This is a genomic window from Clostridium sp. AM29-11AC (assembly GCF_003480545.1).
Taxonomy (GTDB): Bacteria; Bacillota; Clostridia; order Lachnospirales; family Lachnospiraceae; genus Otoolea; species Otoolea saccharolyticum_A.
The window spans coordinates 235,868-262,541 of sequence record NZ_QUJI01000001.1; the positions used below are offsets into that span (position 1 = coordinate 235,868).

General features: G+C 47.8%; 32 protein-coding genes and 1 riboswitch. Of the genes, 18 read left to right on the forward strand and 14 right to left on the reverse strand.

The window, feature by feature from the left end; translation table 11 throughout:
* Nucleotides 1-59 precede the first annotated feature (59 nt).
* The 14 genes from minD (at nucleotide 60) to DW757_RS01140 (ending at nucleotide 11,788) form a co-directional block, all read left to right on the forward strand.
* Nucleotides 60-851, forward strand: a complete 792-nt coding sequence (minD, locus tag DW757_RS01075; protein ID WP_008398187.1) for a septum site-determining protein MinD — start codon at nucleotides 60-62, stop codon at nucleotides 849-851.
* Nucleotides 852-865: 14 nt separating this feature from the next.
* Nucleotides 866-1,147 (forward strand): cell division topological specificity factor MinE, encoded by a 282-nt coding sequence (gene minE / locus DW757_RS01080; RefSeq protein WP_008398188.1) that lies wholly within the window; start codon nucleotides 866-868, stop codon nucleotides 1,145-1,147.
* Nucleotides 1,144-2,268 (forward strand): FtsW/RodA/SpoVE family cell cycle protein, encoded by a 1,125-nt coding sequence (locus tag DW757_RS01085; RefSeq protein ID WP_021966580.1) that lies wholly within the window; start codon nucleotides 1,144-1,146, stop codon nucleotides 2,266-2,268. Before minE ends, DW757_RS01085 begins: the two co-directional genes overlap by 4 nt.
* A 14-nt stretch (nucleotides 2,269-2,282) precedes the next feature.
* Nucleotides 2,283-2,678 carry a methylglyoxal synthase gene (gene mgsA, locus DW757_RS01090; RefSeq protein WP_008398190.1) on the forward strand — a complete coding sequence of 132 codons (396 nt, stop codon included), beginning with the start codon at nucleotides 2,283-2,285 and terminating at the stop codon, nucleotides 2,676-2,678.
* Between the two features lie 45 nt (nucleotides 2,679-2,723).
* The gene (locus DW757_RS01095; RefSeq protein WP_118750730.1) at nucleotides 2,724-3,725 is read left to right on the forward strand and encodes a D-alanyl-D-alanine carboxypeptidase family protein; all 1,002 of its coding nucleotides are present in this window, start codon (nucleotides 2,724-2,726) and stop codon (nucleotides 3,723-3,725) included.
* Between the two features lie 92 nt (nucleotides 3,726-3,817).
* Nucleotides 3,818-4,237: a hypothetical protein gene (locus tag DW757_RS01100; protein WP_008398193.1), complete on the forward strand. Its 420-nt coding sequence runs from the start codon at nucleotides 3,818-3,820 to the stop codon at nucleotides 4,235-4,237.
* Between the two features lie 332 nt (nucleotides 4,238-4,569).
* Nucleotides 4,570-5,976, forward strand: coding sequence for an HlyD family efflux transporter periplasmic adaptor subunit (locus tag DW757_RS01105; RefSeq protein ID WP_118750731.1), 1,407 nt, complete (start codon nucleotides 4,570-4,572; stop codon nucleotides 5,974-5,976).
* A gap of 44 nt (nucleotides 5,977-6,020) precedes the next feature.
* Entirely contained in the window at nucleotides 6,021-6,725 is a 705-nt protein-coding gene (locus DW757_RS01110; RefSeq protein ID WP_021966583.1) for a YggS family pyridoxal phosphate-dependent enzyme, read from the forward strand.
* Nucleotides 6,722-7,252 carry a cell division protein SepF gene (locus DW757_RS01115; protein ID WP_118750732.1) on the forward strand — a complete coding sequence of 177 codons (531 nt, stop codon included), beginning with the start codon at nucleotides 6,722-6,724 and terminating at the stop codon, nucleotides 7,250-7,252. The genes DW757_RS01110 and DW757_RS01115 overlap by 4 nt, the downstream gene beginning before the upstream one ends.
* A gap of 5 nt (nucleotides 7,253-7,257) precedes the next feature.
* On the forward strand, nucleotides 7,258-8,013 hold the full coding sequence (locus tag DW757_RS01120) for a YlmH/Sll1252 family protein (RefSeq protein WP_118750733.1): 756 nt from the start codon (nucleotides 7,258-7,260) through the stop codon (nucleotides 8,011-8,013).
* A gap of 172 nt (nucleotides 8,014-8,185) precedes the next feature.
* Nucleotides 8,186-9,274, forward strand: a complete 1,089-nt coding sequence (gene aroB / locus DW757_RS01125; protein WP_118750734.1) for a 3-dehydroquinate synthase — start codon at nucleotides 8,186-8,188, stop codon at nucleotides 9,272-9,274.
* A gap of 65 nt (nucleotides 9,275-9,339) precedes the next feature.
* Nucleotides 9,340-9,861 carry a signal peptidase II gene (gene lspA, locus DW757_RS01130; protein WP_008398205.1) on the forward strand — a complete coding sequence of 174 codons (522 nt, stop codon included), beginning with the start codon at nucleotides 9,340-9,342 and terminating at the stop codon, nucleotides 9,859-9,861.
* 166 nt (nucleotides 9,862-10,027) lie between these two features.
* Entirely contained in the window at nucleotides 10,028-10,945 is a 918-nt protein-coding gene (locus DW757_RS01135) for an RluA family pseudouridine synthase (protein WP_118750735.1), read from the forward strand.
* 192 nt (nucleotides 10,946-11,137) lie between these two features.
* Nucleotides 11,138-11,788, forward strand: a complete 651-nt coding sequence (locus DW757_RS01140; protein ID WP_008398209.1) for a cytidylate kinase-like family protein — start codon at nucleotides 11,138-11,140, stop codon at nucleotides 11,786-11,788.
* A gap of 147 nt (nucleotides 11,789-11,935) precedes the next feature.
* Here DW757_RS01140 and DW757_RS01145 read toward each other — a convergent pair whose 3' ends face one another.
* The 5 genes from DW757_RS01145 to DW757_RS01165 form a co-directional block, all read right to left on the reverse strand.
* On the reverse strand, nucleotides 11,936-12,808 hold the full coding sequence (locus tag DW757_RS01145) for a Sir2 silent information regulator family NAD-dependent deacetylase (RefSeq protein ID WP_243033252.1): 873 nt from the start codon (nucleotides 12,806-12,808) through the stop codon (nucleotides 11,936-11,938).
* Entirely contained in the window at nucleotides 12,762-13,544 is a 783-nt protein-coding gene (locus DW757_RS01150) for a protein-ADP-ribose hydrolase (protein ID WP_118750736.1), read from the reverse strand. The genes DW757_RS01145 and DW757_RS01150 overlap by 47 nt, the downstream gene beginning before the upstream one ends.
* Nucleotides 13,541-14,170, reverse strand: a complete 630-nt coding sequence (locus DW757_RS01155; protein ID WP_015544406.1) for a 4Fe-4S binding protein — start codon at nucleotides 14,168-14,170, stop codon at nucleotides 13,541-13,543. The genes DW757_RS01150 and DW757_RS01155 overlap by 4 nt, the downstream gene beginning before the upstream one ends.
* Nucleotides 14,171-14,180: 10 nt before the next feature.
* Nucleotides 14,181-14,795 carry an ECF transporter S component gene (locus DW757_RS01160; RefSeq protein ID WP_118750737.1) on the reverse strand — a complete coding sequence of 205 codons (615 nt, stop codon included), beginning with the start codon at nucleotides 14,793-14,795 and terminating at the stop codon, nucleotides 14,181-14,183.
* Between the two features lie 73 nt (nucleotides 14,796-14,868).
* Nucleotides 14,869-14,988, reverse strand: a riboswitch (FMN riboswitch).
* A gap of 12 nt (nucleotides 14,989-15,000) precedes the next feature.
* Nucleotides 15,001-15,402, reverse strand: a complete 402-nt coding sequence (locus DW757_RS01165; protein ID WP_008398215.1) for a pyridoxamine 5'-phosphate oxidase family protein — start codon at nucleotides 15,400-15,402, stop codon at nucleotides 15,001-15,003.
* Nucleotides 15,403-15,701: 299 nt separating this feature from the next.
* Here DW757_RS01165 and DW757_RS01170 point away from each other — a divergent pair, with 299 nt between their 5' ends.
* The 3 genes from DW757_RS01170 (at nucleotide 15,702) to DW757_RS01180 (ending at nucleotide 20,497) form a co-directional block, all read left to right on the forward strand.
* Nucleotides 15,702-17,699 (forward strand): NlpC/P60 family protein, encoded by a 1,998-nt coding sequence (locus tag DW757_RS01170; RefSeq protein WP_182433224.1) that lies wholly within the window; start codon nucleotides 15,702-15,704, stop codon nucleotides 17,697-17,699.
* Nucleotides 17,700-18,693: 994 nt separating this feature from the next.
* Nucleotides 18,694-19,419 (forward strand): tRNA 2-thiocytidine(32) synthetase TtcA, encoded by a 726-nt coding sequence (locus tag DW757_RS01175; RefSeq protein WP_008398221.1) that lies wholly within the window; start codon nucleotides 18,694-18,696, stop codon nucleotides 19,417-19,419.
* 25 nt (nucleotides 19,420-19,444) lie between these two features.
* Nucleotides 19,445-20,497 carry a tyrosine-type recombinase/integrase gene (locus tag DW757_RS01180; RefSeq protein ID WP_118750739.1) on the forward strand — a complete coding sequence of 351 codons (1,053 nt, stop codon included), beginning with the start codon at nucleotides 19,445-19,447 and terminating at the stop codon, nucleotides 20,495-20,497.
* 133 nt (nucleotides 20,498-20,630) lie between these two features.
* Here the strand turns inward: DW757_RS01180 and DW757_RS01185 are convergent, their stop codons facing one another.
* The gene (locus DW757_RS01185) at nucleotides 20,631-20,987 is read right to left on the reverse strand and encodes a LysM peptidoglycan-binding domain-containing protein (RefSeq protein WP_118750740.1); all 357 of its coding nucleotides are present in this window, start codon (nucleotides 20,985-20,987) and stop codon (nucleotides 20,631-20,633) included.
* Nucleotides 20,988-21,221: 234 nt separating this feature from the next.
* On the opposite strand from DW757_RS01185, the gene lexA reads away from it, so the two are divergent.
* Nucleotides 21,222-21,839, forward strand: coding sequence for a transcriptional repressor LexA (gene lexA / locus DW757_RS01190; RefSeq protein WP_015574188.1), 618 nt, complete (start codon nucleotides 21,222-21,224; stop codon nucleotides 21,837-21,839).
* Between the two features lie 142 nt (nucleotides 21,840-21,981).
* On the opposite strand, the gene rsfS is transcribed toward lexA, so the two are convergent.
* The 8 genes from rsfS to rplU form a co-directional block, all read right to left on the reverse strand.
* Nucleotides 21,982-22,335, reverse strand: coding sequence for a ribosome silencing factor (gene rsfS / locus DW757_RS01195; protein ID WP_008398285.1), 354 nt, complete (start codon nucleotides 22,333-22,335; stop codon nucleotides 21,982-21,984).
* Between the two features lie 4 nt (nucleotides 22,336-22,339).
* Nucleotides 22,340-22,924, reverse strand: a complete 585-nt coding sequence (gene yqeK / locus DW757_RS01200; protein WP_008398286.1) for a bis(5'-nucleosyl)-tetraphosphatase (symmetrical) YqeK — start codon at nucleotides 22,922-22,924, stop codon at nucleotides 22,340-22,342.
* Nucleotides 22,925-22,982: 58 nt separating this feature from the next.
* Nucleotides 22,983-23,603: a nicotinate-nucleotide adenylyltransferase gene (gene nadD, locus DW757_RS01205; RefSeq protein ID WP_008398287.1), complete on the reverse strand. Its 621-nt coding sequence runs from the start codon at nucleotides 23,601-23,603 to the stop codon at nucleotides 22,983-22,985.
* A gap of 35 nt (nucleotides 23,604-23,638) precedes the next feature.
* Nucleotides 23,639-23,932 (reverse strand): ribosome assembly RNA-binding protein YhbY, encoded by a 294-nt coding sequence (gene yhbY / locus DW757_RS01210; RefSeq protein ID WP_044931569.1) that lies wholly within the window; start codon nucleotides 23,930-23,932, stop codon nucleotides 23,639-23,641.
* Between the two features lie 128 nt (nucleotides 23,933-24,060).
* A complete protein-coding gene (gene obgE, locus DW757_RS01215; protein ID WP_118750741.1) occupies nucleotides 24,061-25,353 on the reverse strand; it encodes a GTPase ObgE in 1,293 nt (430 codons plus the stop codon).
* Between the two features lie 80 nt (nucleotides 25,354-25,433).
* The gene (gene rpmA, locus DW757_RS01220) at nucleotides 25,434-25,724 is read right to left on the reverse strand and encodes a 50S ribosomal protein L27 (RefSeq protein WP_008398290.1); all 291 of its coding nucleotides are present in this window, start codon (nucleotides 25,722-25,724) and stop codon (nucleotides 25,434-25,436) included.
* 3 nt (nucleotides 25,725-25,727) lie between these two features.
* Entirely contained in the window at nucleotides 25,728-26,057 is a 330-nt protein-coding gene (locus DW757_RS01225) for a ribosomal-processing cysteine protease Prp (protein ID WP_015544401.1), read from the reverse strand.
* 6 nt (nucleotides 26,058-26,063) lie between these two features.
* Nucleotides 26,064-26,372, reverse strand: coding sequence for a 50S ribosomal protein L21 (gene rplU, locus DW757_RS01230; protein ID WP_008398292.1), 309 nt, complete (start codon nucleotides 26,370-26,372; stop codon nucleotides 26,064-26,066).
* Nucleotides 26,373-26,674: the final 302 nt, after the last annotated feature.

Genomic DNA, 26,674 nt, shown 5'->3' on the forward strand with positions numbered 1-26,674 from the left:
ACTTTGGCAATTTTGGGGTAAAATATAGATGTAAACTGAATACAGGAGGATATAAAGCCATGAGTGAAGTCATTGTGATTACCTCGGGAAAAGGCGGTGTAGGCAAGACGACCACCTCCGCAAATGTGGGAACAGGCCTTGCCATGCTGGGAAAGCGGGTAGTGCTGATTGATACAGATATCGGCCTTCGCAACCTGGACGTGGTGATGGGACTGGAAAACCGCATTGTCTACAATCTCGTAGACGTGGTGGAGGGAAACTGTCGGATGAAGCAGGCACTGATAAAAGACAAAAGATATCCTAACCTGTTTTTACTGCCGTCTGCCCAGACGCGGGACAAGTCGTCCGTAAATCCTGGACAGATGGTAAAGCTGGTCAGCTCCCTGAGAGGAGAGTTTGACTACATACTGCTTGACTGCCCGGCCGGCATTGAACAGGGCTTTAAAAATGCCGTTGCAGGTGCAGACAGGGCCATCGTGGTGACAACACCCGAGGTGTCCGCTATCCGTGACGCAGACCGGATTATCGGTCTTCTGGAGGCGGACGAGATGAAACGCATCGATCTGGTTATCAACCGAATACGCATGGACATGGTGCGCAGAGGCGATATGATGTCAGTGGACGATGTGATGGACATTCTCTCGGTGCCTGTAATCGGAACCATCCCGGACGACGAGGACATTGTGATTTCCACCAATCAGGGGGAACCTTTGGCCGGGACGAACAGCTTCGCCGGACAGGCATATTTAAACATCTGCAAGAGAATACTGGGAGAATCGGTACCATTCCTGAACTTCGACAACAGCCGGAATCTCTGGTCCAAAATTACCTGCCTGCTTAAGCGGGCGTAAGGAGGGCTGACTGGATGATCATTTTCAGGCTGCTTGGCAGAAGCAATTCAGGTGAAATAGCGAGAAAGCGTCTGAAGCTTCTTCTGGTGTCTGACCGGGCAGGCTGCTCTCCCGAAGTTTTGGAGATGATACGCACAGACCTGCTCCATGCTGTATCCAGATACATGGAAGTGAAGGAGGAGGACGTCACTGTACAGATGATGAGAACCTTGCCGGACGGTAGGAATGTTCCGGCGCTCTGCGCTACCATACCGGTTCATGACATTAATCAGAACAAGGAAACCTTTACAGCATGATATTCAACTACAATCTGAGAAATTACAACTTCCGCATCGTGCTCTACATGCTTTTTCTGAGCATTGCGGGAATTCTGGTGTTAAGAAGCGCCAGCGGCGGAGATTCATCGGTAGTCGGAAAGCAGATTATGGGCGTGGCGCTTTCGTTCACAGCCTGCATTATCATTTCGTTTATTGACTACCACAAAATCTTCCGGTTCAACATTTTAATCTATGTGGGCTGTGTTGTCCTGTTAATCGCAGTTTTGATTGCAGGCCACAATTCCCACGGAGCAACACGATGGCTGAACATTTTCGGATTTACTGTTCAGCCATCGGAATTTTTGAAAGTAGGACTGATTATTGTTCTCTCCTGGTATGCAGCCAAAAACCAGGAGAGAATCAATAAGCCGTCTGTGCTGGGCACGGCGGTGCTGCTTGTGGCATTTCCCGTGGGACTCGTTCTGGCTCAGCCAAACCTGTCCACCAGCATTGTAATTACGATACCGCTTATTTTTATAATTTACGCTGCAGGATTGAGCTACAAATGGATCGGCGGGGTACTGGCGGTGGGAATTCCTGCCGGCGGGCTGTTCCTTTATCTGGCTCAGTACGGCATTGTACCATTCCTTCATCAGTATCAGGCTCAGCGAATTCTGGCCAAGATTTTCCATGGCAGCGCCCAGTATGCGGACGCAAACAGCCAGCAGGACAAATCCATCATGGCCATCGGCTCCGGACAGCTCTGGGGCAAGGGCCTCAACAATGTGGGCGTCGGTTCTGTAAAAAGCGGAAACTTTGTGGCAGAGGATCAGACAGACTTTATTTTTGCCGTTATCGGTGAGGAGCTGGGATTTGTGGGAAGCATGGTGATTATATCTGTGCTGGCCCTTCTGGTCTTTGAATGCCTGCTTACTGCAAGCCGTGCAAAAGACATGGGCGGACGCCTGGTCTGCATTGGAATTGCGGTTCTCATCGGCTTTCAGGGCTTTGCCAATATTGCCGTAGCCACGGGAATTTTTCCCAACACGGGACTTCCGCTTCCCTTTATCAGTTCCGGCATCAGTTCGCTTTTAAGCATATTTATCGGTATGGGAATTGTACTAAATATTGGACTTCAGAGAAAAAGCAACAATAATTAAGGAGGTAGCTCAGTATGAATATAGGGTTGGTAGCGCATGATTCCAAAAAAAAGCTGATGCAGAATTTCTGTATCGCTTACAGAGGTATTTTAAGCAGGCATTCCCTTTACGCTACAGGAACAACGGGAAGGCTGATTGAGGAGGTTACAAATTTAAACGTATACAAGTATCTTCCGGGACATCTGGGAGGCACCCAGCAGTTAAGCTCACAGATCGAGCACGATCAGATGGATCTCGTAATTTTCCTTCGCGATCCGTCCACGGCCAAATCCCATGAGCCGGATGTAAACAACGTGGTTATGATCTGTGATATGTACAACATTCCCGTAGCCACAAATCTGGCCACAGCGGAGCTCCTGATCAAATCTCTTGAGAGAGGTGATTTGGAATGGCGCGAGATGTACAGATAATTTTTTACAGCAGACAGGTTTTTACCAGAGCAGGAGTGTAATGACTTGAAGCACTTATTAAAGTCCGATTATAGAAAAAAAAGAGTTAGCCGTCTGTTTGCCCTTATCATCATCTGCAGTGCCGCAGTTCTCCTTTCAGGCTGTTCAGGCAGCTCGCTGGAGGAGCCGTACTCTTTTGCTGACAGGTCGGGGAATATGGGGGTATCGGAGGGCTCAGCCTCACTGGCCCCGCTATTTGCCTCTGCTCTCTGTGTCATTGACGGGGAGACAAAAGATGCAGGTACAGAGCTGACTGCTGAGGCTGGAGCGCTGTTTAATGTTACAGACGGAACGGTCCTCTACAGCAAAAATGTCTTTGAAGAACTGTATCCTGCCAGTATTACGAAGGTGATGACTGCCATCTTGGCCATTGAAGAAGGAGAGCTTTCCGATGAAGTGACTGTAACCCAGGATGCCGTGATCACAGAAGCTGGGGCTTCTCTTGCAGGGATCAAGCCAGGGGATACGCTGACGATGGAGCAGCTCCTGTATGGTCTTATGATCCCCTCGGGAAATGATGCGGCAAATGCCATAGCAGTACATATGTCAGGCAGCTTGGAATCCTTTGCTGAGCGCATGAATGAGAAGGCCAGGGAGCTGGGAGCCACCCACACTCATTTTAAAAATCCCAATGGACTCACCGATCCGGAGCACTACACCACGGCCTATGATCTCTATCTGATTTTTAACGAGGCTCTTAAATTGCCGAAATTCAGGGAGGTTATCGGAGCGGATTCCTACACGGCATCCTACAGGGATGCAGACGGGAATACGGTTTCAAAGACCTGGAAAGTGGGAAACTGGTATCAGAATGGGGAAGAGAAGGCTCCTCAGGGGGTTACCGTCTTGGGAGGAAAAACAGGAACCACTCAGGCCGCCGGCTACTGCCTGATCATGGCCGAGAGGGACGAAAGCGGCAGGGAATATATATCCGTTGTGCTGAAAGCTGAGAACCGTCAGGGACTTTACGATAACATGACAAATATAATTACTAAAATTGTCGATTAGTGATTGCGTTTTTTAGACATTTATACTATAATTGGAGATATAATAAAAGAGTTTTTATACAAATTAAATAAAGTCCAAGGAGGAGATTTGATATGGTTCAGATTATTGCGGGAAACAAGGGAAAAGGCAAAACAAAATACCTGCTTGATATGGCTAACACAGCAGTAAAGGAATCTACAGGTTCCATCGTCTATCTTGACAAAAGCTCCAAGCATATGTATGAGCTGAACAACAAAATCCGTTTAATCAATGTGAATGAGTACCCCATCACTTCAAGTGAGGGCTTCATCGGCTTCATCTGCGGTATCATTTCACAGGATCATGACTTAGAGCAGATGTACTTTGACAGCTTTCTGAAGCTGGCTTCCTTAGAGGGGGAGAGTATCGAAGAAACCTTTAAGACTTTGCAGGACATCAGCGAAAAATATCATCTTACATTTGTGCTCAGCGTATCTGTTGATGCGGATCATCTGCCGGAGTGCGCAAAATCAAGTGTAGTTGTTTCATTATAAAACATAATAATCAGAAAACAATTTGATAGCATAATTTTTGCTAATTTAGCTCAGAAAAGAAAGTACATGTCATCCGGACAATCCGGGAATATTACAGAATACAGGGTACAAAGGAAAAGGGAGTGCTGCATCGGCAGCACTCCCTTTAGTTGGAATCTGAGGACGTCCGGAGTAAGCATGAATATTCATGTACAGGGACAGGCGGATAATCTGGTCTGAGCCTCAGAGCAGGAGTCTGAGCTGTTGCGGGACAGAGGCTTATTTCCTGAATTGTCTTGAACTTTTTTCCGATTCCTTTTATAATACATAGGGAAAGGAGCACGGTTCATATCATGGCCAAGACAAAAAAGGTAGTACCGTACAGACGACCAAGAAATAACTTTAATATAGGCACATTGATCTTTCTCCTCATATTTATCTACATGGCTTATTCTGTCATCAAATATGTAGGCAGGGATAAGATTCAGTTTTATGAGGTAGTGGAGGGGAGCATTGTCAATGATAAAACATATACGGGTCTGATACTGAGAGATGAAGCGGTGAAAACCGCGGAGCAGTCCGGATATGTCAATTACTACATACGGGAGGGCAAGCGGGCCGCTGCAGGTTCCCGAATCTACTCGCTGGATGAAACGGGAGAGCTGGAGAAATACCTGGAAGAGAGTCAGGAAGAGGGAGAGGCTTTTTCAGACGAAAATCTGTCTTCCATCAAGAAGCGGCTCAGTTCTCTGTGCCTGTCTTATGATGATTCCGATTTTTCCTCCGTCTATGATGAAAAATATTCTCTTGATGCCTCTGTGGCAGAGCTTGTAAATTTCAATGCGCTGGAAGATCTGGACGCTGAGCTTCAGGCCAGAGGAATCAACTTTAAACAGATATACAGCGATCAGGCAGGAATCATCTCCTACGCCATTGACTCCTATGAGGGGATGGCGCCCACAGATGTGACGTCTGACTCTTTCAAGAAGGAGAACTATAAAAAGGCAGTGGGGCAGGCCGGACAGCTTGTGGAGGCCGGAACGCCGATTTACAAGATTGTCACCTCGGAGAACTGGTCCCTTCTGTTTCCGCTGAGCGAGGAGGACAAGGCGGAGTATGCGGACAAGGAGACTCTGAAGGTCAAGTTTACCGGAAATGGCCTGACACTGTCGGGCAGCTACACCCAGATTACCGGATCTGACGGCGGGTCCTACGGAAAACTCGATTTTAGCAAATTTATGGTTCAGTTTGTGTCTGACCGTTTTGTGGATTTCGAGGTAATTTCGGAGGAGGAGGACGGGCTCAAGATTCCGGCGACAGCCGTAACTACGAAAGACTTTTTTACAATTCCTGTGGACTTTATTGCCGCCGGAGGCGACGGCGATGTGACGCAGACCGGCTTTTACAGGGAAGTATATTCTGACAGCGGCGAGGCTTCTATTGTATTTACACCGGCGGAGATTTACTATGCTACGGACGAATACTACTACGTGAATTCCGGCGAGGAAGGGGAATTTAAAAACGGAGATTACATCGTAAAGCAGGATTCCAGTGAGCGATACCAGATCGGCGCTACAGCTCCTCTGGAGGGTGTCTACAATATAAATAAGGGCTATGCAGTGTTTAAGAGGATTGAAAAGCTGTCCGGAAACGGAGAGTATTTCACCATTGCAAAGGGAACAGACTACGGCCTTTCTGTCTATGATCACATTGTTCTGGATGCCTCCATGGTTAATGAGGGCATGATCATCTATGAATAGAAAGAATTCATAAAATTCTGAATAAACATTTGGGAGATGAGTGTATGATAAGAGAAAATCTGGAAGAGGTAAGAGAGAGAATACGGCTTGCCTGTGAGAGAAGCGGCAGGAGAGTGGAGGATGTGACTCTGATCTCTGTGAGCAAGACAAAGCCGGTGGAAATGCTTCAGGAGGCCTATGAGGCCGGATCCAGGGACTTTGGAGAGAACCATGTCCAGGAGATCCTTGAAAAGCACGGACAGATGCCCGAGGACGTCAGGTGGCACATGATTGGACACCTCCAGAAAAACAAGGTACGCCAGGTCATTGACAAGGTAGTTCTGATCCACTCTGTGGATACGGTAGGGCTTGCAGAGCAGATCGAGAAGGAGGCTGCCAAGAGGGATCTCGACATCGATATCCTCCTGGAGGTCAATGTGGCCGGAGAGGAGAGCAAATTCGGATTCTGCCCGGAGGAGGTAGAGGAGGCTGTCAGAAAAATCTCCCTGCTGCCCCATGTCCATATTAAGGGGCTTATGACAATTGCTCCATTTGTAGTGAATTCGGAGGATAATCGGGAAGTATTTAAAAAATTATACAATTTATATGTTGACATAAGGGGGAAAAACATTGATAATGTTAGTATGAGTGTGCTGTCCATGGGAATGACTGGCGACTATGAGGTTGCCATCGAGGAGGGCGCAACCATGATTAGAGTCGGCACCGGAATTTTCGGAGCCAGGACAAGGAATGGAGAGAGCAGAGCATGAGTATTTTGAACAAGATTATGGATACGATGCGATTAAATGAACCAGATACCGATGAGGATGACGGATACTTCGACGAGGAATACGAGGAGGAGAGGCCGGCCCGCAGACGTTTATTTAATAAACAGCACAGCGAAGACTATGCTTACGAGGAGGAGCCGGAGCAGAAGCCGAGATTTCTTTCAAGGCCTTCCTCCAACAACAAGGTGGTGCCCATGCGCCGGGGAATGGAAGTATCTCTGATCAAGCCGGTTTCCATGGAGGATTCCCACGAGATTTGCGACTGCCTGCTGGAAGGAAAGGCTGTAGTCCTGAACATGGAGGGCATACATATGGAAGTCGCACAGAGGATCATTGATTTTACCTGCGGGGCAACTTATTCCATGAACGGAAACCTTCAGAAGATTTCCAACTATATTTTTATTGCCACACCAGAAACTGTAGAGCTGTCCGGTGACTTTCGCGAGCTTCTCTCAGGGACGTCGACAGGCGGAAATATGAACATTGCCGGACTTAATTTTCACTTATAAGGAACATGGATAAAGAAGAGCAGTTACTGAAAAAAAGGATTATGGAGCTGGCAGCTCTCTGTTACCAGCGAGATATTCCGTCATATACCGATTTTCTGAATCTGAATGAACAGACAGTTTTTCACTCCATCGAGCGGAGCCTGCCGCCTGTGCGTTATCTCATGACAGGCGGCTATGAACCGGCAGAGCGGAAAATTGTCTGTTTTCTGCCGTCCTATGAGGAGGATGCAACAAACCTGCCGATCAGTATCCTGAAGGTGGAGCCGGTCAATGCCCGGTTTGCCGAGGGGCTTACTCACAGAGATTACCTGGGAGCTTTAATGAACCTGGGAATCGAGCGTGGTATGGTGGGGGACATTGTGATCAATGAGGACGGCTGTTTTATTTTCTGCCTGGAGCGGATGGCAGAGTATATATCCGGAGAACTCAGACAGGTCAGGCGTACCAGCGTTTCATGCACAGCGGTTCCTGCTTTCTCCTGCAGAGTAGAACAGAAATTTGAGGAGATCCGGGGAAGCATCGCATCGCCGAGACTTGACAACGTGCTTTCTCTGGTTTATCACACATCCAGGACAAAGATCCTTCCCTACATTCAGGGAGAGAAAGTATTTGTAGACGGAAAGCTGGCCGTCTCTCCTTCCATGCAGCTAAAGGGAGGAGAAATTGTGTCTGTGCGCGGCCTGGGCAAATTTCTGTTCACGGGAACAGAGAATGAGACACGAAAGGGAAGGATCTTTGCAGCCGTCAGAAGATACTGCTGACCAGAGGAGAACCTTACAAAGCAGACGGCATAAGCAGGCAGAGGGACAGTGGACAGAAATAATTTAGCGATTGTTCAGTCAAAAATACAGAAAGGGCTGGCCAGCTCCAGGGGAAGAGAAGCAAGGAATTTGCTTTCCCGCTAAGGGCTGCCGGTAATGGAACAGTGAAGAAATGGCAAACAGAATGACAGTACAAATGAATGGAAACCCGGTTTATGATATTGTTCTGGAACAGGATTTTCAAGCCCTGCCGGCAGAGCTTGAAAAGCTGAATCTGCAGTCCAGAAAAATCTGCATTGTGACAGATTCCAATGTCGCCCCCCTCTATCTGGAAGAGGTGAAGCGTCTGATGGAACCCTGCTGCCGCCAGGTCATTTCCTTCGTCTTTCCTGCAGGGGAGGAAAACAAAAATCTGGATACGGTGAGAAACCTCTATGAAACGCTGATTCTTGGAAAGTTTGACAGGAATGACATGCTGGCGGCCCTGGGCGGCGGCGTAGTGGGAGATCTCTGCGGATTTGCCGCTGCAACCTATCTCAGAGGAGTCTCTTTCATTCAGCTTCCCACTACGCTGCTCTCTCAGGTAGACAGCAGCATTGGCGGAAAGACAGGGGTTGACTTTGACGCATATAAAAATATGGTGGGAGCCTTCCACATGCCGCGTTTGGTCTATGAAAATATCGGAAGCCTTAAAACCCTTCCGGCAGAGCAGTTTTCCGCCGGCATGGGCGAGGTAATCAAGCATGGCCTGATCCAGTCCAAAGCCTACTATGAGTGGATCCTTTCCCACAGAGAAGAAATCCGCAGCATGGAGATGGGGACGCTGGAAGAGCTGGTAGTGGAGAGCAACCACATTAAGCGCCGCGTGGTAGAACGTGATCCAGAGGAGAAAGGTGACCGGATGCTTTTAAACTTCGGCCACACTCTGGGCCATGCCATAGAAAAGCTGAAAAACTTTGAGCTTCTTCACGGGGAATGTGTTGCGCTGGGCTCCATCGCAGGTATGTACATCTCAGCGAAAAGAGGCCTTCTCCCAACGGAGGAGATTGACCGCTTTTGCGATGCCCTTTCCTGGTTTGGCCTTAAAACATCCACAGACGGCCTTGACCGGGATGAGGTGATCACTGCAACAGCCAATGACAAAAAGATGGATTCAGGCGTGATCCGCTTTATTCTTCTGAGAGAGATTGGACAGGCATTTGTGGACCGCACGGTGACGCGGGAGGAGATGGCTGAGGCCCTTGAGTTGATCTTAAGGTAAAATTCATCTTAAGGCAAAACGCAGAGCGGCGGCGTCTATGATAAATATTCAGGGAGATTATAATTATGAATCAGAAAGCCAGACAGCTTATCTTTTTTGTAGCCGGCCTTATTGTGAGCATAGGCTTCGACCAGTGGACGAAGGCTCTGGCAGTTGCAAAGCTGAAGGGAAAAGAGCCTTTTGTGCTGATTGACGGAGTGTTTGAATTTTTTTATTCTGAAAACAGGGGAGCTGCATTCGGGATTATGCAGGGAAAACAGATTCTGTTTTTTATTATTACAGCTGCAGTGCTTCTTGTGGTCATTTTGGCGCTGGTGAGGATGCCGGCTTCCAGGAGGTATCTGCCTCTGACAGCCTGCCTTTTCCTGCTGGCTTCAGGCGCAGTCGGCAATATGATTGACCGTGTCAGCCAGGGCTATGTGGTGGATTTCCTCTACTTTAAGCTCATCGATTTTCCGATTTTCAATGTAGCTGACTGCTATGTGGTGATCGCTACGTTTCTGCTGATCATCCTGGCATTTTTTGTCTATTCGGAGGAGGAGCTTTCCTTCCTGTCATCGAAGAAGGGAAGGGCAGACTCTGTTTAAGGAGCCTGCGGCAGCCGCAGGGGCCGTTAAAAGGCCAGGAACCGAACGGGCCGGGAAGAGAAGGCCAGGAAAAAAACTATGAGAAAGAGGCCGCAGCAAAAGTCTGTGCAGGGCAGGCTGCAGAAGACAGCATACAGGCCGCTGCCTCTGAGAGGAGGAAAACAGCTTGAGACAGAGCTATGTGGTGCCGGCTGAGGCTCAGGGAGTGAGAATTGATAAATTTCTGTCAGAAGCCTGTGACGGGCTGTCCCGGTCATATCTGCAGAAGCTGCTGAAATCAGAGCTTGTGGAGGTGGACAAACGGACGGTCAAAAACAGCTATAAACTGTCTGCCGGAGAGAAGATTGAATTTGAGGTGCCGGAGGCGGCAGAGCCGGAAATTAAGGCGGAGGATATCCCCCTTGACATTATCTATGAGGATTCAGACATTATCCTGGTCAATAAGCCCAAGGGAATGGTCGTCCATCCGGCTGCGGGCCACTACAGCCAGACTCTGGTAAACGGGCTGATGTACCACTGCCGGGACGGGCTTTCCGGGATCAACGGCGTCTTGAGGCCAGGTATCGTCCATCGGATTGATATGGACACGACAGGTGTTCTGATTGTGTGCAAGAATGATTTTGCCCACAATGCAATAGCAGAGCAGCTCAAGGTGCACTCCATCACCAGAAAATATTTTGCCATTGTCCACGGGGTAATCCAGGAGGACGAGGGGACGGTAGACGCCCCCATAGGACGGCATCCGGTAGATCGGAAAAAAATGAGTATTAACCGGAAAAACGGAAAAGAGGCTGTCACCCACTACCGGGTGCTGGAACGGTTCCGCCAGTTTACCTACGTGGAATGTCAGCTTGAAACGGGGAGGACACACCAGATCCGCGTCCATATGGCAAGCATCGGCCATCCGCTCTTAGGGGACAGCGTCTACGGCCCGTCCAAGAGCCCTTTTAAGCTGCAGGGTCAGACACTCCATGCAGGAGTGCTCGGCATTGTCCATCCGAGAACCGGAAATTATATGGAATTTTCAGCCCCTCTTCCGGAATATTTTTCCGAGCTTTTAGATAAGCTTAGAAAAATTGGATAAGCTCAGTCAGAAAATCTAGTCTTCCTTCTGGCTCCGACAGAGCTTTTATGTGCACAATTTATGAAAATTTGTCTAATAGCACATAAATATTTTTTATATGCAAAAAAATAGATGACTTTTCGGAAAATTTGCGTTATACTATCAGTATAGATAGCATAATTATAGTAGTCGGGCAGAGGGGAGTGTGTTATTATGAAACATAATCTTGTGATTACAATAGGACGTGAAAGCGGAAGTGCAGGCCGCCATATCGGCCAGCTGCTGGCCAATGATCTGGGTGTTAAGTGCTATGACAAGGAGCTGCTGACACTTGCGGCAAAGCACAGCGGACTCTGCGAAGAGCTTTTTAAATCACACGATGAAAAGCCTACAAACAGCTTTCTCTATTCTCTGATTATGGATTCCTATTCCGTAGGCTATTCGGGAGGCGGTTATCTTGATATGCCTTTAAATCAGAAGGTTTTTCTGGCCCAGTTCGATGCGATTAAGAAGCTGGCTGAGGAAGAATCCTGCGTGATCGTGGGCCGCTGCGCTGACTATGCGCTTGCCGACTATCCGGGAATGGTTTCTGTGTTTATCTGCGGAAACGAGGAAGATAAAATCCGCCATCTGATGGAGCGGCACAATATAGAGCGCTCAAAGGCAAAAGAAATCATGATTAAGACGGATAAGAGGCGTTCCAGCTATTACAATTACTATTCCAGCAAGCGCTGGGGAGACTGCAAGAGCTATGATCTGTGCATCAACAGCAGTGCCGTTGGCTATGAAGGGGCAGTGAAGATTATTAAGGCATTTGCAGAGACAAAGATGGAGTATCGGAAAAATAAACCGTCAGAGAAATAAAACAGCTAAATCAAATAGCTAAATAAAACAGCTTTATAACCGCTGTTAAGAAGAGCCGCAGGCTGAGCATTGTTTCAATTGTTTCAATGATTTTCAGCCTGCGGCTCTTTGCTGTGTACGATAAAAGTATGGGCTGGCTTGGCCGTTTTACGAATGGAGCGCATTCAAAGTTCTGCCTATATCGCCTTCAATGCAAATGGCCTGCCTCTGAATCTCTTTCGGGCAGTAGGCTTCTGAAAGATTTACACAGGCATAGGCGGCCTTTGGATTCTGACAGGTCATCCTCCAAAAAGGATATTTGATGATAGACGGCGTGTTGCCGCCTACGCCCAATTCCAAATAGAGAATATGCATTCTTTCATGGCGGCGAAGAAAATCTTCATAGCGCTGAGCGGCCCTGTACCAGCCTTCATCTTCGACAAAAGTCATATCTGCCCGCAGATTCATAGACATAGGCGCTCCGCATACGGGGCAGTGGGGCACTAATTCACCGGGCACTTTCATGTCCTTTTGTTCGGTCAGCATCCTTTTGACAACGGCTTCGTTGTCGTAGGTCTTCTGGCTGCAGGGTCTGGAACACTGCCAAAGGCCATAATCGCCCTGTGTGTAGAACAGCCTGTGCTTATCAAATCCGGCCTTCTGGAAACAGTGGTCTACATTGGTAGTCAGCACAAAATAGTCCTTGTCCCGCACCAGCCTCAGAAGATCGCCGTATACAGGTTTTGGCGCGTCCAGATAGCGGTTGATGTAGATATACCGGCTCCAGTATGCCCAGTGTTCCTCTAAAGTTTCAAAGGGATAGAAGCCGCCGGAATACATATCATGGAAACCATACTTTTGAATGAAGTCCCCAAAATATTTTTCAAAGCGTTCTCCTGTATAAGTAAAGCCAGCTGAAGCGGAAAGTCCAGCACCGGCGCCGATGATAACTGCATCTGCAGTATCCAGTTGGTGTTTCAGCCGCGATATTTTATCATAACAGACGTTTGTAGATTTCATAGTCGCTGTCTTTGAAAACATTGAAGATCACCTCGATTCTGTTTGAATTCTGCTGCTGCCATGTCCTGACTGTCTGTATGGCAATCTCTGCCGCCAGTTCATTTGGAAAATGAAATTCGCCAGTGGATATACAGCAAAATGCCACGCTCTTCAAACCGTAAGCTGCCGCTAATTTTAAACAAGAGCGATAGCAGCCTGCCAGCAGTTCACAGTCTGTCTTTGTGACGGTTCCGTAGATGATGGGCCCCACGGTGTGCAGCACATAGCGGCAAGGCAGATTGTAGGCTTTCGTGATTTTTGCCTTGCCTGTGGCTTCTTCTTTCCTCTGTCCAGCCATAATGCGGGCACACTCCATACGGAGCTGTATGCCTGCGTAAGTGTGAATAGCGTTGTCAATGCAGCCGTGACAGGGAACAAAACAGCCCAGCATCCGGCTGTTCGCCGCATTTACAATGGCGTCAGCGGCAAGGGTGGTGATATCGCCCTGCCAGAGATATATTCCCGGCTGTACCGGCGTTAGATTCTCCGGTTCTGTAACGCCCCGCTCTGCAAGCCGTTCCTGCAGATAGGTATCCTGCACTTTCAAAAATTCCTCACTGGCTGGGACAGGCGGGCGCACATTCATCAGGCTTCGCAAAAGGCGACGCTTATCCGGCTGCCCGGCAGGAATCTCTCTATTTTCATATTCCTCGTTTTCGTTCAGCAAGCAGCGGATAAGGAAGTCAAGCCGCTGTCCCTGGGTAATTGGCTGTGTCATGGGGACTGCCTCCTTTCGACTGCCCCTGCGGGACAAATTTCAAAGCAGTTCCCGCAGTGCAGGCAGTGTTCCTGTTCAATCGCGACGGGCTTTTGCGTAATATCAATGCATTTCTGCGGACATTTCGAGTAGCACAGTTTGCAGCCGATACATTTATCTGTCACAAAGTAGCCAGTTTCCTTTGCCTGTGCGCCCCCGAAAGAAAAACTGGCCCGGTCTATGGGCCGTTTAGAAAGGTCGAACCATTCGCCAGCCCCCTCGTAGATTTTGAACACAGTGAGAGCGCTGCGGGAGGGGATATCGGGATAGATTTTCTCCATGTACAGATTTTTACGGAACAAGTCAGGCAATTTATCCGGGCCGATTTCTTTTGCCTTGCCCTGCACTGATACGGCCACGCAGGAAAGGGGATCTTCTCCCTTCATGGCGGTAAAGGCGATATTTTTATTGGCTTTCAAGCGGTCATAAAAGTTCTTCCCTTTTGCGGTCAGAAAATAGAGGCCGCTTTCATCATAGTCCATGATGTCGATGGCGCAGGTGACGGGCCGCCCCTGGCTGTCCACAGTGGCAAATGCGGAAGAATGGATTTCTTCCGCGATATATTTCAGATAATTTCTTGTCTGCATGATGAACCTCCTATTTCTGTCTGCCCTTTAATATCGGGGCAAGCCGTTTATAAAGCGGTATAGTGGCAAGGCTGATACCGATTCCTTTCAGTAAACTGAACGGAAACGCGCTGAACAGCACAACATCGAGTTTCATCCTGATGAAGGGAATAAACTGGCCAAAAGAAGCAATCAGCTGGTCCAACGGTATGAATGCTTCAAATAGGGGGAGCAGAATAAAATAGTTGACGATGGCTGCTGTGATTCCCATTACGCCGCTGGCCGCCAGACAGGCAATGATCGCTGTCCTTTTTGTCTTATGCAGTTTATAGATAAGGCCCGCAGATACGACAAAACTGCTCCCAATGATAAAATTGGCAAGTTCACCGATACCGCCAGTGGAAGAAGTTAATAGCTGCAAGGCATTTTTGACAAATTCGATCAATATGCCAGACACAGGGCCGTATGCAAAGGCGCCGATCAGCGCGGGCAAGTCCGATAAATCCATTCGTGCAAAGGCTGGAGATAAAGGAACAGGGAATTCAAAAAAGGCAGACACAAAAGAAATAGCAGAGAGCACGGCACTCACTGCGAGCATACGCACATTCTGAATCGACGTTCTTTTTTGCGCGGCAATCGTTTTCATGATTCTCCTATTGAGATATGATTTAGATTAGGAACAATCCCCACAAGGTTTGATTCCTGCGGGGCTGCTCCTGTCATATCTTCTCTCATCCGGACTATTACCGTCGGCAACGGGATTTCACCGTTTCGGCTGCTGATGCAGTTCGCAGACTATCACTGCCGGTCAGGGATTCCACCTTGCCCCGAAGATAGTTGGAAAGCTCTTCTTACAGGTCATACTCCTTAGGCGGATTGCCGGAGAAGTCGGCAATCACAGCGTGAGCGTTCTTCAGATAGAGCACCTCGAAGATCGGGTTGGCCGCCTCACCATACTGTCCCTTGACAATGGGGTTCCGGATGCACATCTCTTTGGCGGCCATGTTGTTTTCGAAAACGGCCTCGCCGTTCAGACGGATCCACGCATAAGCCGGACTGGAAACAGAAATCTCAATATTGGGATTGGCCTGCATATCCTTGTAGACTTCCTTGGTGCTGTTGGTGCAGAACCACAGCCTGCCATCCAGCTCACCGGCAAACATGAAGGGGCGGCACTTGGCCTTTCCGTCACGGCCTACGGTAGCCAGATACTGTACGGGATTTTCCTGTAAAAATTTAACAACTTCGTTCATGATGAATACCTCCTGTGTTTTCTTATGAGCTTATTGTAATCTCCTTTGTGCGGACTGTGAAGTACGCACAATATTGTGGCATAGTTACCTGTTTGTAACCATGAAAGCCTGACGTTCTGATTCAAAAATTTTGTGATTTGTGATTGATATGGAAAGAGCGTTCGTGATATGTTATTAGTACAGGTTATTTTCAGTTAAGTTTTACAGATGGGAGACAGGCGAAACGCCGAAATACAGATATGACCAATCAGCTCAGAACATACATAGCAGCTGCCGCTGCCCTGGCGGCGGCCTCGATTTTGCCAGTTAAAATTTCACAATATACGGACATCAGCGGACTTGCCGCTTTTGAGGAAAATGAAGGCGGAGAGGATGAGAAAAAAAATTTAAAAGAGGAGGCTGTGGTGAGAAAGGCAGGTGCTGAAGCCGGCCTCAAAATAGATGGAAGGAATACGAAAGTGTTCACAGACACAGGTGCCAAAGAAACGGGTGTTTTAAAGAAGGCTGCCTGGTACTGTCAGGAGTTTCTGGAACACCTTCAGCCGTCGAATATGGGAGCCGGATACACCTCGTCTGCCCTCAGTTTGAATCTGGCATATCTCTTTTCACAGCCAGGGAATGCAGCGGGGATGGAGAATCTGATGTTTCAGGAGATACAGAGAGGGCTCTGCCTGCTCAATCCGTCCCATCACCTTCAGTCTCTGGGCGGAAAGCTTTTTGAAAAGCTGAATGAGAAGGAACAGGAGTGGATGTACAGAATTTACCATGATTTGAACCAGCTTCCATACAGGACGAGCATCCATCTGCAGTTTTTAGACGGAGATGCCCAGGCAGATGAAAGCTATACCAACTCACAGGAAATTTTGTCCTTAGCCAGTGTTTATGCCTATTACCACTCCTGGGATGACTATGAAGCAACAGAAGACTATGCTTTTAAATTGTGGGAGCTTTCTCACCAGTATGATATTTCTGTAGGCTCTGTCTATTACTGCGGCGGCTGTGAAGAGGAGGAGAGCGGGGAAACAGAAAGTGTGCCTAAGAGAGAGGTGCTTCCAGAAAATGAAACTCTGAATCAGGAAAAAGCTGCAGAGATTTCAGCTGAGGGGCCGGCACTGCAGATGCCCTCCGGGCCGGCTTCCGATCCAAAAGCTCAGGCAGACGAAGGGGCGGCGAAGGCGGGAGAGAACCATACGGCAAGTACAGACAGCAGAGAACAGAGCGGAGAAACTGTAAGAAAAGAAAATACAGACAATGAAGCAGACAGCGAAGCTGCAGGAAATACAGTAAAAAATGGAAACAGCCAAAATATGGATACTTCAGTAAAAAGCGAGAACAGCCAAAATGGGGATGTTTCGGTAAAAAATGAGAACAGCCAAGGTACAGGAGTTTCAGTAAAAACCGAATACAGCGAGAAGACAGGTAATGCAGAGGGAGAAAAGATAAATTGTCAGCAGATACCTGACATCAGCCAGGAAATGGCACAGCAGGCTTCGGCGGGACAGGAGACGGGAGACGGAGAGAACTTTTCAGGGTGCCCGGGACATGTGGACGTCACAGTAACTGTCCGTATCAACGGCCTTGACGAAAAGAACAATCTTTTTTTGCTGGCTCAGGGCATACAGGAGACAGAAGCTGCAGAGGAGGAGAGCCCGGAAGATGCCGTTTATTCTGCCATGGCAGAGACTCTGATTTGGCCGGGGTGGAATGACGATACCATGAAGGCGGCGTGTGCCCTGGCTGACCAGGATTGGGAGGCACAGTTCGGCTTTACCCGCCCGGCAGTGTCCTTTGGAAAGACTCTTACGAGACAGGAATATGAAACGTATATGAGCCTCCTGCCTGATGAGCTGTCGGCGGAGAGAAAGTCCCTGATAGCTTTTGCGCTGGATTCCGTGGGAAAGGTTCCATATTACTATGGAGGAAAACCGGCCTGCCCTGGATTTGGCGGAAACAACTTCTTTTCGCTGACATCTCCGGACACAATGGGGCGCACCTTAAAAGGCCTCGACTGTTCCGGATGGATCAACTGGGTTTACTGGTCGGTTCTGGACTCCCCAATTACAAGTGCGGGCACCAGCAGTCTGGCCGAGAGCGGAAGAGCAGTCACAAAGGAAGAGCTGAAGCCGGGAGATATTGCAGTTATATCAGGAGATGATGCCCATGTTGTCATGTTTCTGGGATGGGATGAGGCGACGGGGGATATGATATGTATCCACGAGAGCGCCGGAAATACCAATAACGTGACAGTAAGTCATACGAACAGGGAATGGACTGATTACCGGAGTTTAGTGGAATAGGGATAATGGTTTGAAATAGAGCAAAAAGACGATGAACCTGTTGCTTTTGTCCAAACCGTTCTGGAAGGCCGGAACCTGATGCTGAAGGAAATCAGATAAAAAAACTTTTCCCCTGGGGCATGGCTACAGGGGATTTTTATAGATTATCAATGATTCAGTATATCGCCATCAGTTCACCCGGCTGGACCTGCATAGCACAGCAGCACATGAAAACCAGAATCACCGATAACAAACCGGAAAACATCTTACGGAACAGAAGAACCACCTCCATCTATAACTATTCGTGAAAGAATAGTTTATCGAATAGTTTGTGCGAAAAAGCGGTTTATACAGCTCTTTTGCCTTTCACCGGTTCCTGTTTGCCTTTACAAGGCCCATACAGCTTTATCATTTCAACCAATCGCCCAGTCCGTGCCTTGTTTATTTAAACTCTGCCGGCTGTTATAAAATGCTTTGCATTGTCTGCTGTTTATTTTACATTATGAATCATTTGATTATTTTAATTGTTTGACCTTTTCCCTTTTCATTTTCTGTTTCGTGTACGACTTGTCCCCCTTTGCACCTATTTGCATGTTCCACTCCATACCTGTCGTCTAATGTTCTCTGTGACAAAGCTGGTTAACGCTTCTGAAATCTTACCTTAGAGTTCTTCCCGTGGCTAATGTAGGCTATATTGATCGTTTTAATTGTTAATTAAATAACAAGAAGGCAATAAAGAATTGCCGTTTCCAATCCCTCCGATAAGTTCTCTCAGCGATAAGATCAAATAAAAAATAAGATGAATAAAATCAGGAAAATAAAGATAAATACAAGCTGTTCCCGTAAAGTCAGTCCATTTCCAGTCTGTGTTTTAGAACCGCTGCAGCCCGGCAGAATATTTTGACTTTTCAGTTTTGCAGAGAATCGTTCTTATGTTATAATGAACAGTGGATAAACGAACGGTAAATAAAAACAACTATTTCAATACCCAGACACTGAAGATACAGGAGAATTTATGAAGTTACAACGACTGTTGAGCCTGACGCGTCAGGCTTTGGATGACTATGGAATGATTGAATCAGGTGACAAAATTGCTGTGGGGCTTTCTGGAGGTAAAGACAGCCTCGCTTTGCTGTATGCGCTGAAGCATATTCAGAAATTTTATCCGAAGTCCTTTGATCTATGTGCTATAACTGTTGACTTGGGATTTGGAAACTTTAATCTGGAGGCAGCTCAGGAGTTCTGCTCTTCTCTCTGTGTTCCCTACACAATTGTCCCTACAGAAATCAGCCAGGTGGTGTTTGAGACCAGGAAGGAATCGAATCCCTGTGCGCTCTGTGCGAAAATGAGGAAGGGGGCCCTCAATCAGGCTGCAAAAAATTTGGGCTGCAATAAAATTGCGTATGCTCACCACAGAGACGATCTGATTGACACAATGCTGCTCTCTCTGATCTACGAGGGGCGGTTTCACTCATTTTCTCCGAAAACCTATCTGGACAGAATGGATTTATTCGTTATCAGACCTTTTTTATACATCCCGGAAGCGGATATTATAGGATTTAAAAACCGTTACAGCCTTCCGGTATGCAAAAACCCCTGTCCGGTTGACGGGAAAACCAAGAGGGAGTATGTGAAGCAGCTGATTAAAACCATTAACATGGAGGCATCTGGCGTCAAAGACAGACTGTTCCACGCTATTATAACGGGAAACATTCCGGGGTGGCCAGAAAGAAGCCGCTGAGAGTACTTATTTGGAGGGATTAGAAATGGCAAATCTTTCATACCATGAGCAGGAAACCATTGAAAATACGAAAAAACTGAGAAAACTGATAGGGGAGCTTCCGCCCTTCTGCGCTGACTTTTTCCGGGGGATTGAGCCGAGAACCTCCTCCCGCACCAGGATTGCATATGCCTACGATTTAAGCATTTTTTTCGACTTTCTCTGCCAGACAAATCCCCTTTGGAAAGATCGGGATAAGCGCGACTTTACAGTGGACGTATTGGATCAGATTGGCGTCATGGATTTAGAGGAATACCTGGAATTTCTGAAATGCCATTCCACTGAAAATAAAGAAGATTTAGTCAATACAGAGAGAGGCTTGACGAGGAAAATGTCCTCGCTGAAGAGCTTCTACAACTATTTTTTCAGAAATGAGAGGATCAAGACAAATCCGGCGGCACTGGTAAAGCTGCCGAAACTCCATGAGAAGGAGATCATCCGGCTGGAAATCGACGAGGTAGCCCGCCTGTTAGACCTGGTTGAGGACGGCCAGGAGCTTACAAAAAGGCAGAAGGCATACCATGAGAAGACAAAAATCAGGGATCTGGCCCTTATGACCCTTTTGCTGGGAACAGGAATCCGCGTGTCTGAATGTATCGGGCTGAATCTGAATGACGTGGATTTCAATGTGGACGGAATCCGCATACACAGAAAAGGCGGTAAGGAGGTTATCATCTATTTCGGAGACGAGGTGGAGCAGGCGCTCAGAGCCTACCTGGAAGAGCGGAAAAAAATGATACCGGCACCAGGGAACGAGGAGGCACTGTTCCTCTCCATGCAGAAAAAGAGGATGAATGTGAGAAGCGTTGAAAATCTGGTCAAAAAGTATTCACGGATTGTCACTCCTCTGAAAAAGATCACCCCCCATAAACTGAGAAGCACGTACGGAACGAATCTTTACCGGGAGACAGGCGATATTTACCTGGTAGCCGACGTTCTGGGCCACGCAGATGTCAACACAACGAAGAAACATTATGCGGCCCTCGAGGATGAACGCCGAAGAAGTGCCCGGAATAAGGTAAAGCTTAGAGAAAACTGATTAAAGAGCATACTGTCTCCGGCGTCGGAATTTTCCCAGGGCTTCTGAAAAAGGGAATACAGTACAGCCTGTTTGATGGGTAATCTGCTTTGGCAGCTCTCAGCAGGCTGTCTTCCGGTTATTTTCTGTTCTTCTATTTCAGCTCTAAATCATAGTAGTAAACGGTCAGATAGTTCCCCGCGTGTATGGTATCATCTGAGAGGGAGTTCATCTGTCTTAAATCATGGACGTACTCTGCTGTACTTTTTCCCGAATGTGTTTTATAGCTTTCTGCTATGCTCCAAAGGCTGTCTCCCTCCTGGATTCGGATGCTGGTGTAGTATTTGTGATAGGGACTGGTCTTTTCCTGCGCCTGAGAGTGGAGCAGATTCATTCCGGTAAAAAATGCGCAGATAAGCAGAACGGCGAGGACCGCCACTGCTGTTCTTCTACTGAATACGGAATCTTTCTGTACCTTTGAAATGTTTTGTTTTCTGCTCTGACCTTTCATAAAAATAATCTCCTTTATCCTGTGTGTTTCACCTAAACAGCAGATACATAAAGGGAACCTATGTTCCCGAACACGTGTTCTTTCTTGTAAGTGTATTATATTACCCGAACATGCGTTTGTCAATGGGATTTGAAAAAAATCGAACAAAAGTTTGCTTTTTTTAAAGATTTATGCTAATATAGTATTATCAGGGGCAGAATACTCTTTTTGCCAATACCTACGGGAGGTTTTACTATGTCACAGGAGAAAATTACACCAAAACAGCAGGAAATTTTAGAATATATTAAAGAAACGATTTTAAAGAAGGGATATCCGCCGGCTGTGCGCGAGATCTGTGAGGCTGTCAAGCTCAAATCCACATCATCCGTTCACTCTCATCTGGAAACGCTTGAGAAGAACGGATATATCCGCCGCGATCCCACGAAACCGAGGACCATTGAAATCATCGATGACTGCTTCAACCTTGCCCGCCGAGAGGTTGTGAATGTGCCGCTGATCGGCACAGTAGCTGCCGGAACTCCTCTTCTGGCACAGGAAAATATCGAAACTTACTTTCCAATCCCGTCAGAGCTTCTCCCCAATAAAGAAATTTTTATGCTCAAAGTAAAGGGCGACAGTATGATCGAGGCAGGAATTTTTAACGGGGATCAGATTCTTGTGGAAAAGACGAATACAGCCGAAAACGGGGAAATTGTGGTAGCTCTGCTGGATGATTCCGCCACAGTGAAACGCTTCTACCGGGAGGACGGCCACTATAGACTGCAGCCTGAAAATGCTTCTATGGAGCCTATTTTTGTGGACGAGGTTCAGATTCTCGGAAAAGTGATTGGGCTGTTCAGAATGATGATGTAATAGATTTGGACCAATAGAACTGCACAAACGGAATTATGAAACTGCGCAAACGAAATTGCATGCATCGGACTGCATACATCTCAGAGGCCCGGGAAGGAAAAAAACCGGGTTTTCTTTCCGGGCCTCTGCATTTCCGGTATTCTTACAGTTCGTCAACGCTTTCGAGCATTTTCCCATCCCGCCAGATTCTCTCCAGATCATAGAAAAGGCGATCCTCCCGTGAGAAAATGTGGACGATAATATCGCCGTAATCCATCAGAATCCAGTTAGCCGTGCTGTAGCCCTCTATCTGGCGCGGTTCAAAACCAGCCTTAAACAGCTCTTCCTCCACGTTGTCCGCCATGGCCTGAACCTGGCTGACATTGGAGCCACCGGCGATAATAAAATAGTCAGCCAGAATGGAAACGCCCTGGATGTCGATAATCTTTACGTCCTCACCCTTCTTATCTTCAAGAGCCTTTACGGCCAGCTTTACCATATCTTTTGATTGACTCATCTGTTTATTTACTCTCCTCTTTCTTCTCTTTATAATAATGATACGCTTTCTGTGTCATTGTGTCCGTATAAGAGCCGGATGATTCGAGATAATGAAGCGTTCCCTCCATTATCTGAAACAGTGCCTCGTCCAGATCTTCAAAGGCGAGACGGCGAATTTCGGGAAGTGCCTCCACCTTGTTCCGGCGCGGCTCGATGTAGTCTGCAATATATAAAATTTTGTCCAACAGGCTCATCTCAGGTTTTCCTGTAGTGTGACAGGCAATGGCACTCAAAATCTCCGGATCTGTCACCCCATATCTGTGCTCTGCCAGAAAAGCCCCAAGCTTTGCATGGATAACGGAAGGGGCCTGAAGCTCTCCCTCTGTCAGTTCAAGGCCGTATTTTCTGCATTTTTCTATGATCGCAGTGTTGTCGTAACATTTTGCACAGTCGTGGAGAATCCCCGCCAGCTCTGCCCGGTCCAGATCAAAGCCGTATTTCATGGCAAGAGCCATGCAGGTAAAAGAAACGCTCAGGGAATGCTCATACCTTCCAGGCTTCAGTCTGGATGCCAGATCCTCCCGGATGCTTAAAATTTTACTGTTCATATTCGGCGCCCCCTTCAGTATAGACAGTGAGGAAGTGTCTCACCGTTTCGGCTGTCTTTCACTGTCTTTCATCGAGATATAAATTTTTCTGTCTGATAAACTGCTCCACAGGTTCCGGGATATAGGCGGAGACAGATTCTCCGCGGCGTATCATAGCGCGCAGATGCTCTGACGACACATTCATCCTCCTGGAGTGGAGCCGGCAGATCCTCGCATCGTATTTTGCGGAAAGGTACCGGATCTGGCTGTCCAGAGGCTGATCGTCGTGACCGCAGGAGCGGTCTGCCGCTAAAATGACGGCGAGCTTCATCACAAGCTCCGGATGATACCATTTTTCTATGTCAAAGATGGAATCTGCTCCCACAATAAAATAAAACTCTGTGTCGGGATACTCTTCTTTCAGAAGGCGGAGGGTGTCAGCCGTATAGGTGTTTCCATCCTTTCTGCGAAGCTCGAAATCGGAGCAGGAAAAAAACGGCGTGCGCTCCACTGCCAGATTCACCATTTCAAGGCGCAGGGCAGCAGGAGTGATCCCGTGATCTTTTTTGTGGGGCGGCTGTCTGGACGGCATATACCAGACACAGTCCAGATCATATTCTTCATATGCCTGCTTCCCAAGCATCAGATGGCCTGAATGGATGGGATCAAAGGTTCCGCCCATAATACCTATCTTCTTCACTTTCAGTCAGGCCTCCCTTCCCGGACAGTTCAGCCTTACGGAAGAACGATCTTTCTCTTTTTTTCATCCTTAGCCGGCTTATAGAGAACGATTTTCTTTCCGATTACCTGAACCACCTCAGAATGAGTGCGCTCAGCCAGCACGGCGGCAACGGATTTTCCATCGTCCAGACAGTTTTTAAGAATGCTCAGCTTAATCAGTTCTCTCGCCTCCAGGGCCTCTGCCACTGCAGCGGTGAGCTCAGGAGTTACACTGGATTTTCCAATCTGGAAAATCGGATCTATTGTCATAGCCAGCCCTTTTAAATAGGCTCTCTGTTTACTTGTCATATCTATTCCCCTATCAGCCGGAAGCGGCATCGCAGGACGGAAGATCCTCCTGCCGCCGCGGCTGTCTCTGTATATCACATAATTTCTTTAACGGTTCTTTATAGAAGTTCCATTTACGAATATTGTCTCTATTTATAATAATCAAATTCCAGGCCGTACATGCGGACTGTATCGCCCTCCTCGATGCCGGCCTCCTCAAGCTCTGCCAGAATACCGGAGTCCTTCAGGAATTTCTGGAAGAACTGGAAGCCCTTCTCGGAGTCCAGGTTTGTATATCCCAGCATCTTCTCAATCTTCGGCCCCTCAACCACATAGACGCCGTCCTCATTCTTCTCAACGGTGTACGGCAGATTTTCAGCCTGATACTGGTATTCAAACTCTTTTTCAAAAATAACAGGGGCCTGATCCACTGTTTTCAGCAGCTCGTTTACGTGGTAGAGAAGCTCCTTCACGCCCTGGCCGCTGACAGCAGAGATGGCAAATACCCGAATTCCCTCCGGCTCAAAGGCCTTTTTCAGGCGCTCTACGGGGTTCTCCTCACCGCTTTCCGGATCCACGTAGATGGCGTCAATCTTATTGGCGGCGATGACCTGCGGACGCTTCAGAAGCTCCGGATTATAGGCCCGCAGCTCTTCGTTGATAGCCTTAATATCGGCCACCGGATCCCTTCCTTCTGTGGACGCGGCGTCCACTACATGGATGAGTACCTTTGTCCGTTCGATGTGCCTGAGGAAGGAATGGCCAAGACCCACGCCCTGGGAGGCTCCCTCGATAAGGCCCGGAATATCCGCCATCACAAAGCCCTGCCCCTCGCTTAAGTCCACAACTCCCAGGTGGGGGTTCAGGGTTGTGAAGTGGTAGTTTGCAATTTTGGGTCTGGCATTGGATACACGGGAGAGAAGGGTGGATTTTCCCACATTGGGGAAGCCCACAAGTCCCACGTCGGCGATCACCTTTAATTCAAGCTGAACCCAGAGTTCCTGGGCCGGCTGTCCCGGCTGAGCATATTTGGGAACCTGCATGGTAGACGTGGCAAAATGCATATTGCCAAGGCCGCCCTTTCCGCCCTTTAAGATCACTTCCCGCCGGTTGTCGCCGGACATATCGGCGATCACCTTTCCGGACTCAAAATCCTTGATTACAGTTCCTTCGGGAACCTTGATGATTATATCCTCACCGTCTGCTCCATGGCAGCGGCGTTTCCCGCCCGGCTCACCGTCCTGTGCCGCATACTTGCGGACATGGCGGAAGTCTGTCAGCGTGTTGAGGCCGTCGTCAACCTCGAAGATTACGTCTCCGCCTCTTCCGCCGTCTCCGCCGTCAGGGCCACCGGCAGCCACATACAGTTCACGCCTGAAGCTTACATGGCCATCTCCGCCTTTTCCGGATCTGATATATACTTTTGCGCTGTCGGCAAACATAATAACACCTGTTCCTTTCGCTGTTTGTTTTCACATATCCAAAAAACAGCCCCATACGATGAGGTATGGAGCTGTTTTAATTACTCGTTAATTGCTCTTGGGTAAACAGAAACCTGCTTCTTGTCTCTGCCCTTTCTCTCAAATCTAACAACGCCGTCAACCTTAGCGAATAATGTATCATCTCCACCGCGGCCTACGTTGACACCTGGATGAATCTTTGTACCACGCTGTCTGTAAAGAATGTTTCCAGCTAATACAAATTGTCCATCTGCTCTCTTGGCTCCCAGTCTCTTGGACTCGGAATCACGGCCGTTCTTTGTAGAACCAACACCTTTTTTGTGAGCGAATAACTGAAGGTTCATTTTAAACATCACTTACACCTCCTCAAACCGGATTTTAATATATTGTTCTCCGTAGGTTTCAGCAATATTCCGGAGTCCCAGAATAAGCGAATCCATAAGGAGTTTCGATTCTGCGCTGATATTGCCGGTAAAGGAAAATTCAAATGCTCCGCTCTCCTCCTCCACACTCCCGTCAAATCCGTCGTCCGTAAACTGTTCAACAGAATTTGCCATGTTGAGTGCGAGAGCCGACACGGAAGCACAGATAATATCTCTGCCGTAATCGTCATATCCTGCGTGGCCCTTTAACTGGATTCCACGGCAGTTCCCATCAGAATCTTTGAATACGTTTACTCTTATCATCTCTGATTAAGCGTTGATCTTTTCAATCTTAACCTGTGTGAAGAGCTGTCTGTGACCGTTCTTCTTGTGATAGCCAGTCTTGCTCTTGTACTTGTAAACGATAACTTTTTTGCCTTTACCCTCTTTTACTACAGTTGCGGAAACTGTTGCACCGTCAACGGTCGGGCATCCGATCTTTAACTCACCGTTGTTTACGGCAAGAACCTGATCAAAGGTAACTGTCTCGCCAGCACCTGCACCAAGTTTCTCAACTTTAATGATATCGCCCTCGGCTACTTTGTACTGCTTACCACCTGTTGCAATAATTGCGTACATATGGCACCTCCTCTTATCATTACTCGCCAGTTTCGGCGCCGGACGGATTGAAAATCACCGGACTTGTCAGCCTCGCTGTGCGGCATACTATAGTATAATAGCATTGTTTTTGCGTGTTGTCAACCATGTTGATGGGAGAAATATGAAAAAATTGTAACAGTTCAGCCATATATCTTCTTGCCCGCTTGAAGCGGACAAGAAGCGTCTGGCGTCCGCCCTATGAAGATTAGGACAGGAAAACTCTTATGAAAGCACGCTTTCAACGCATTTTCCTGTCCTAATCTTCGCATGGCTGAACTGTT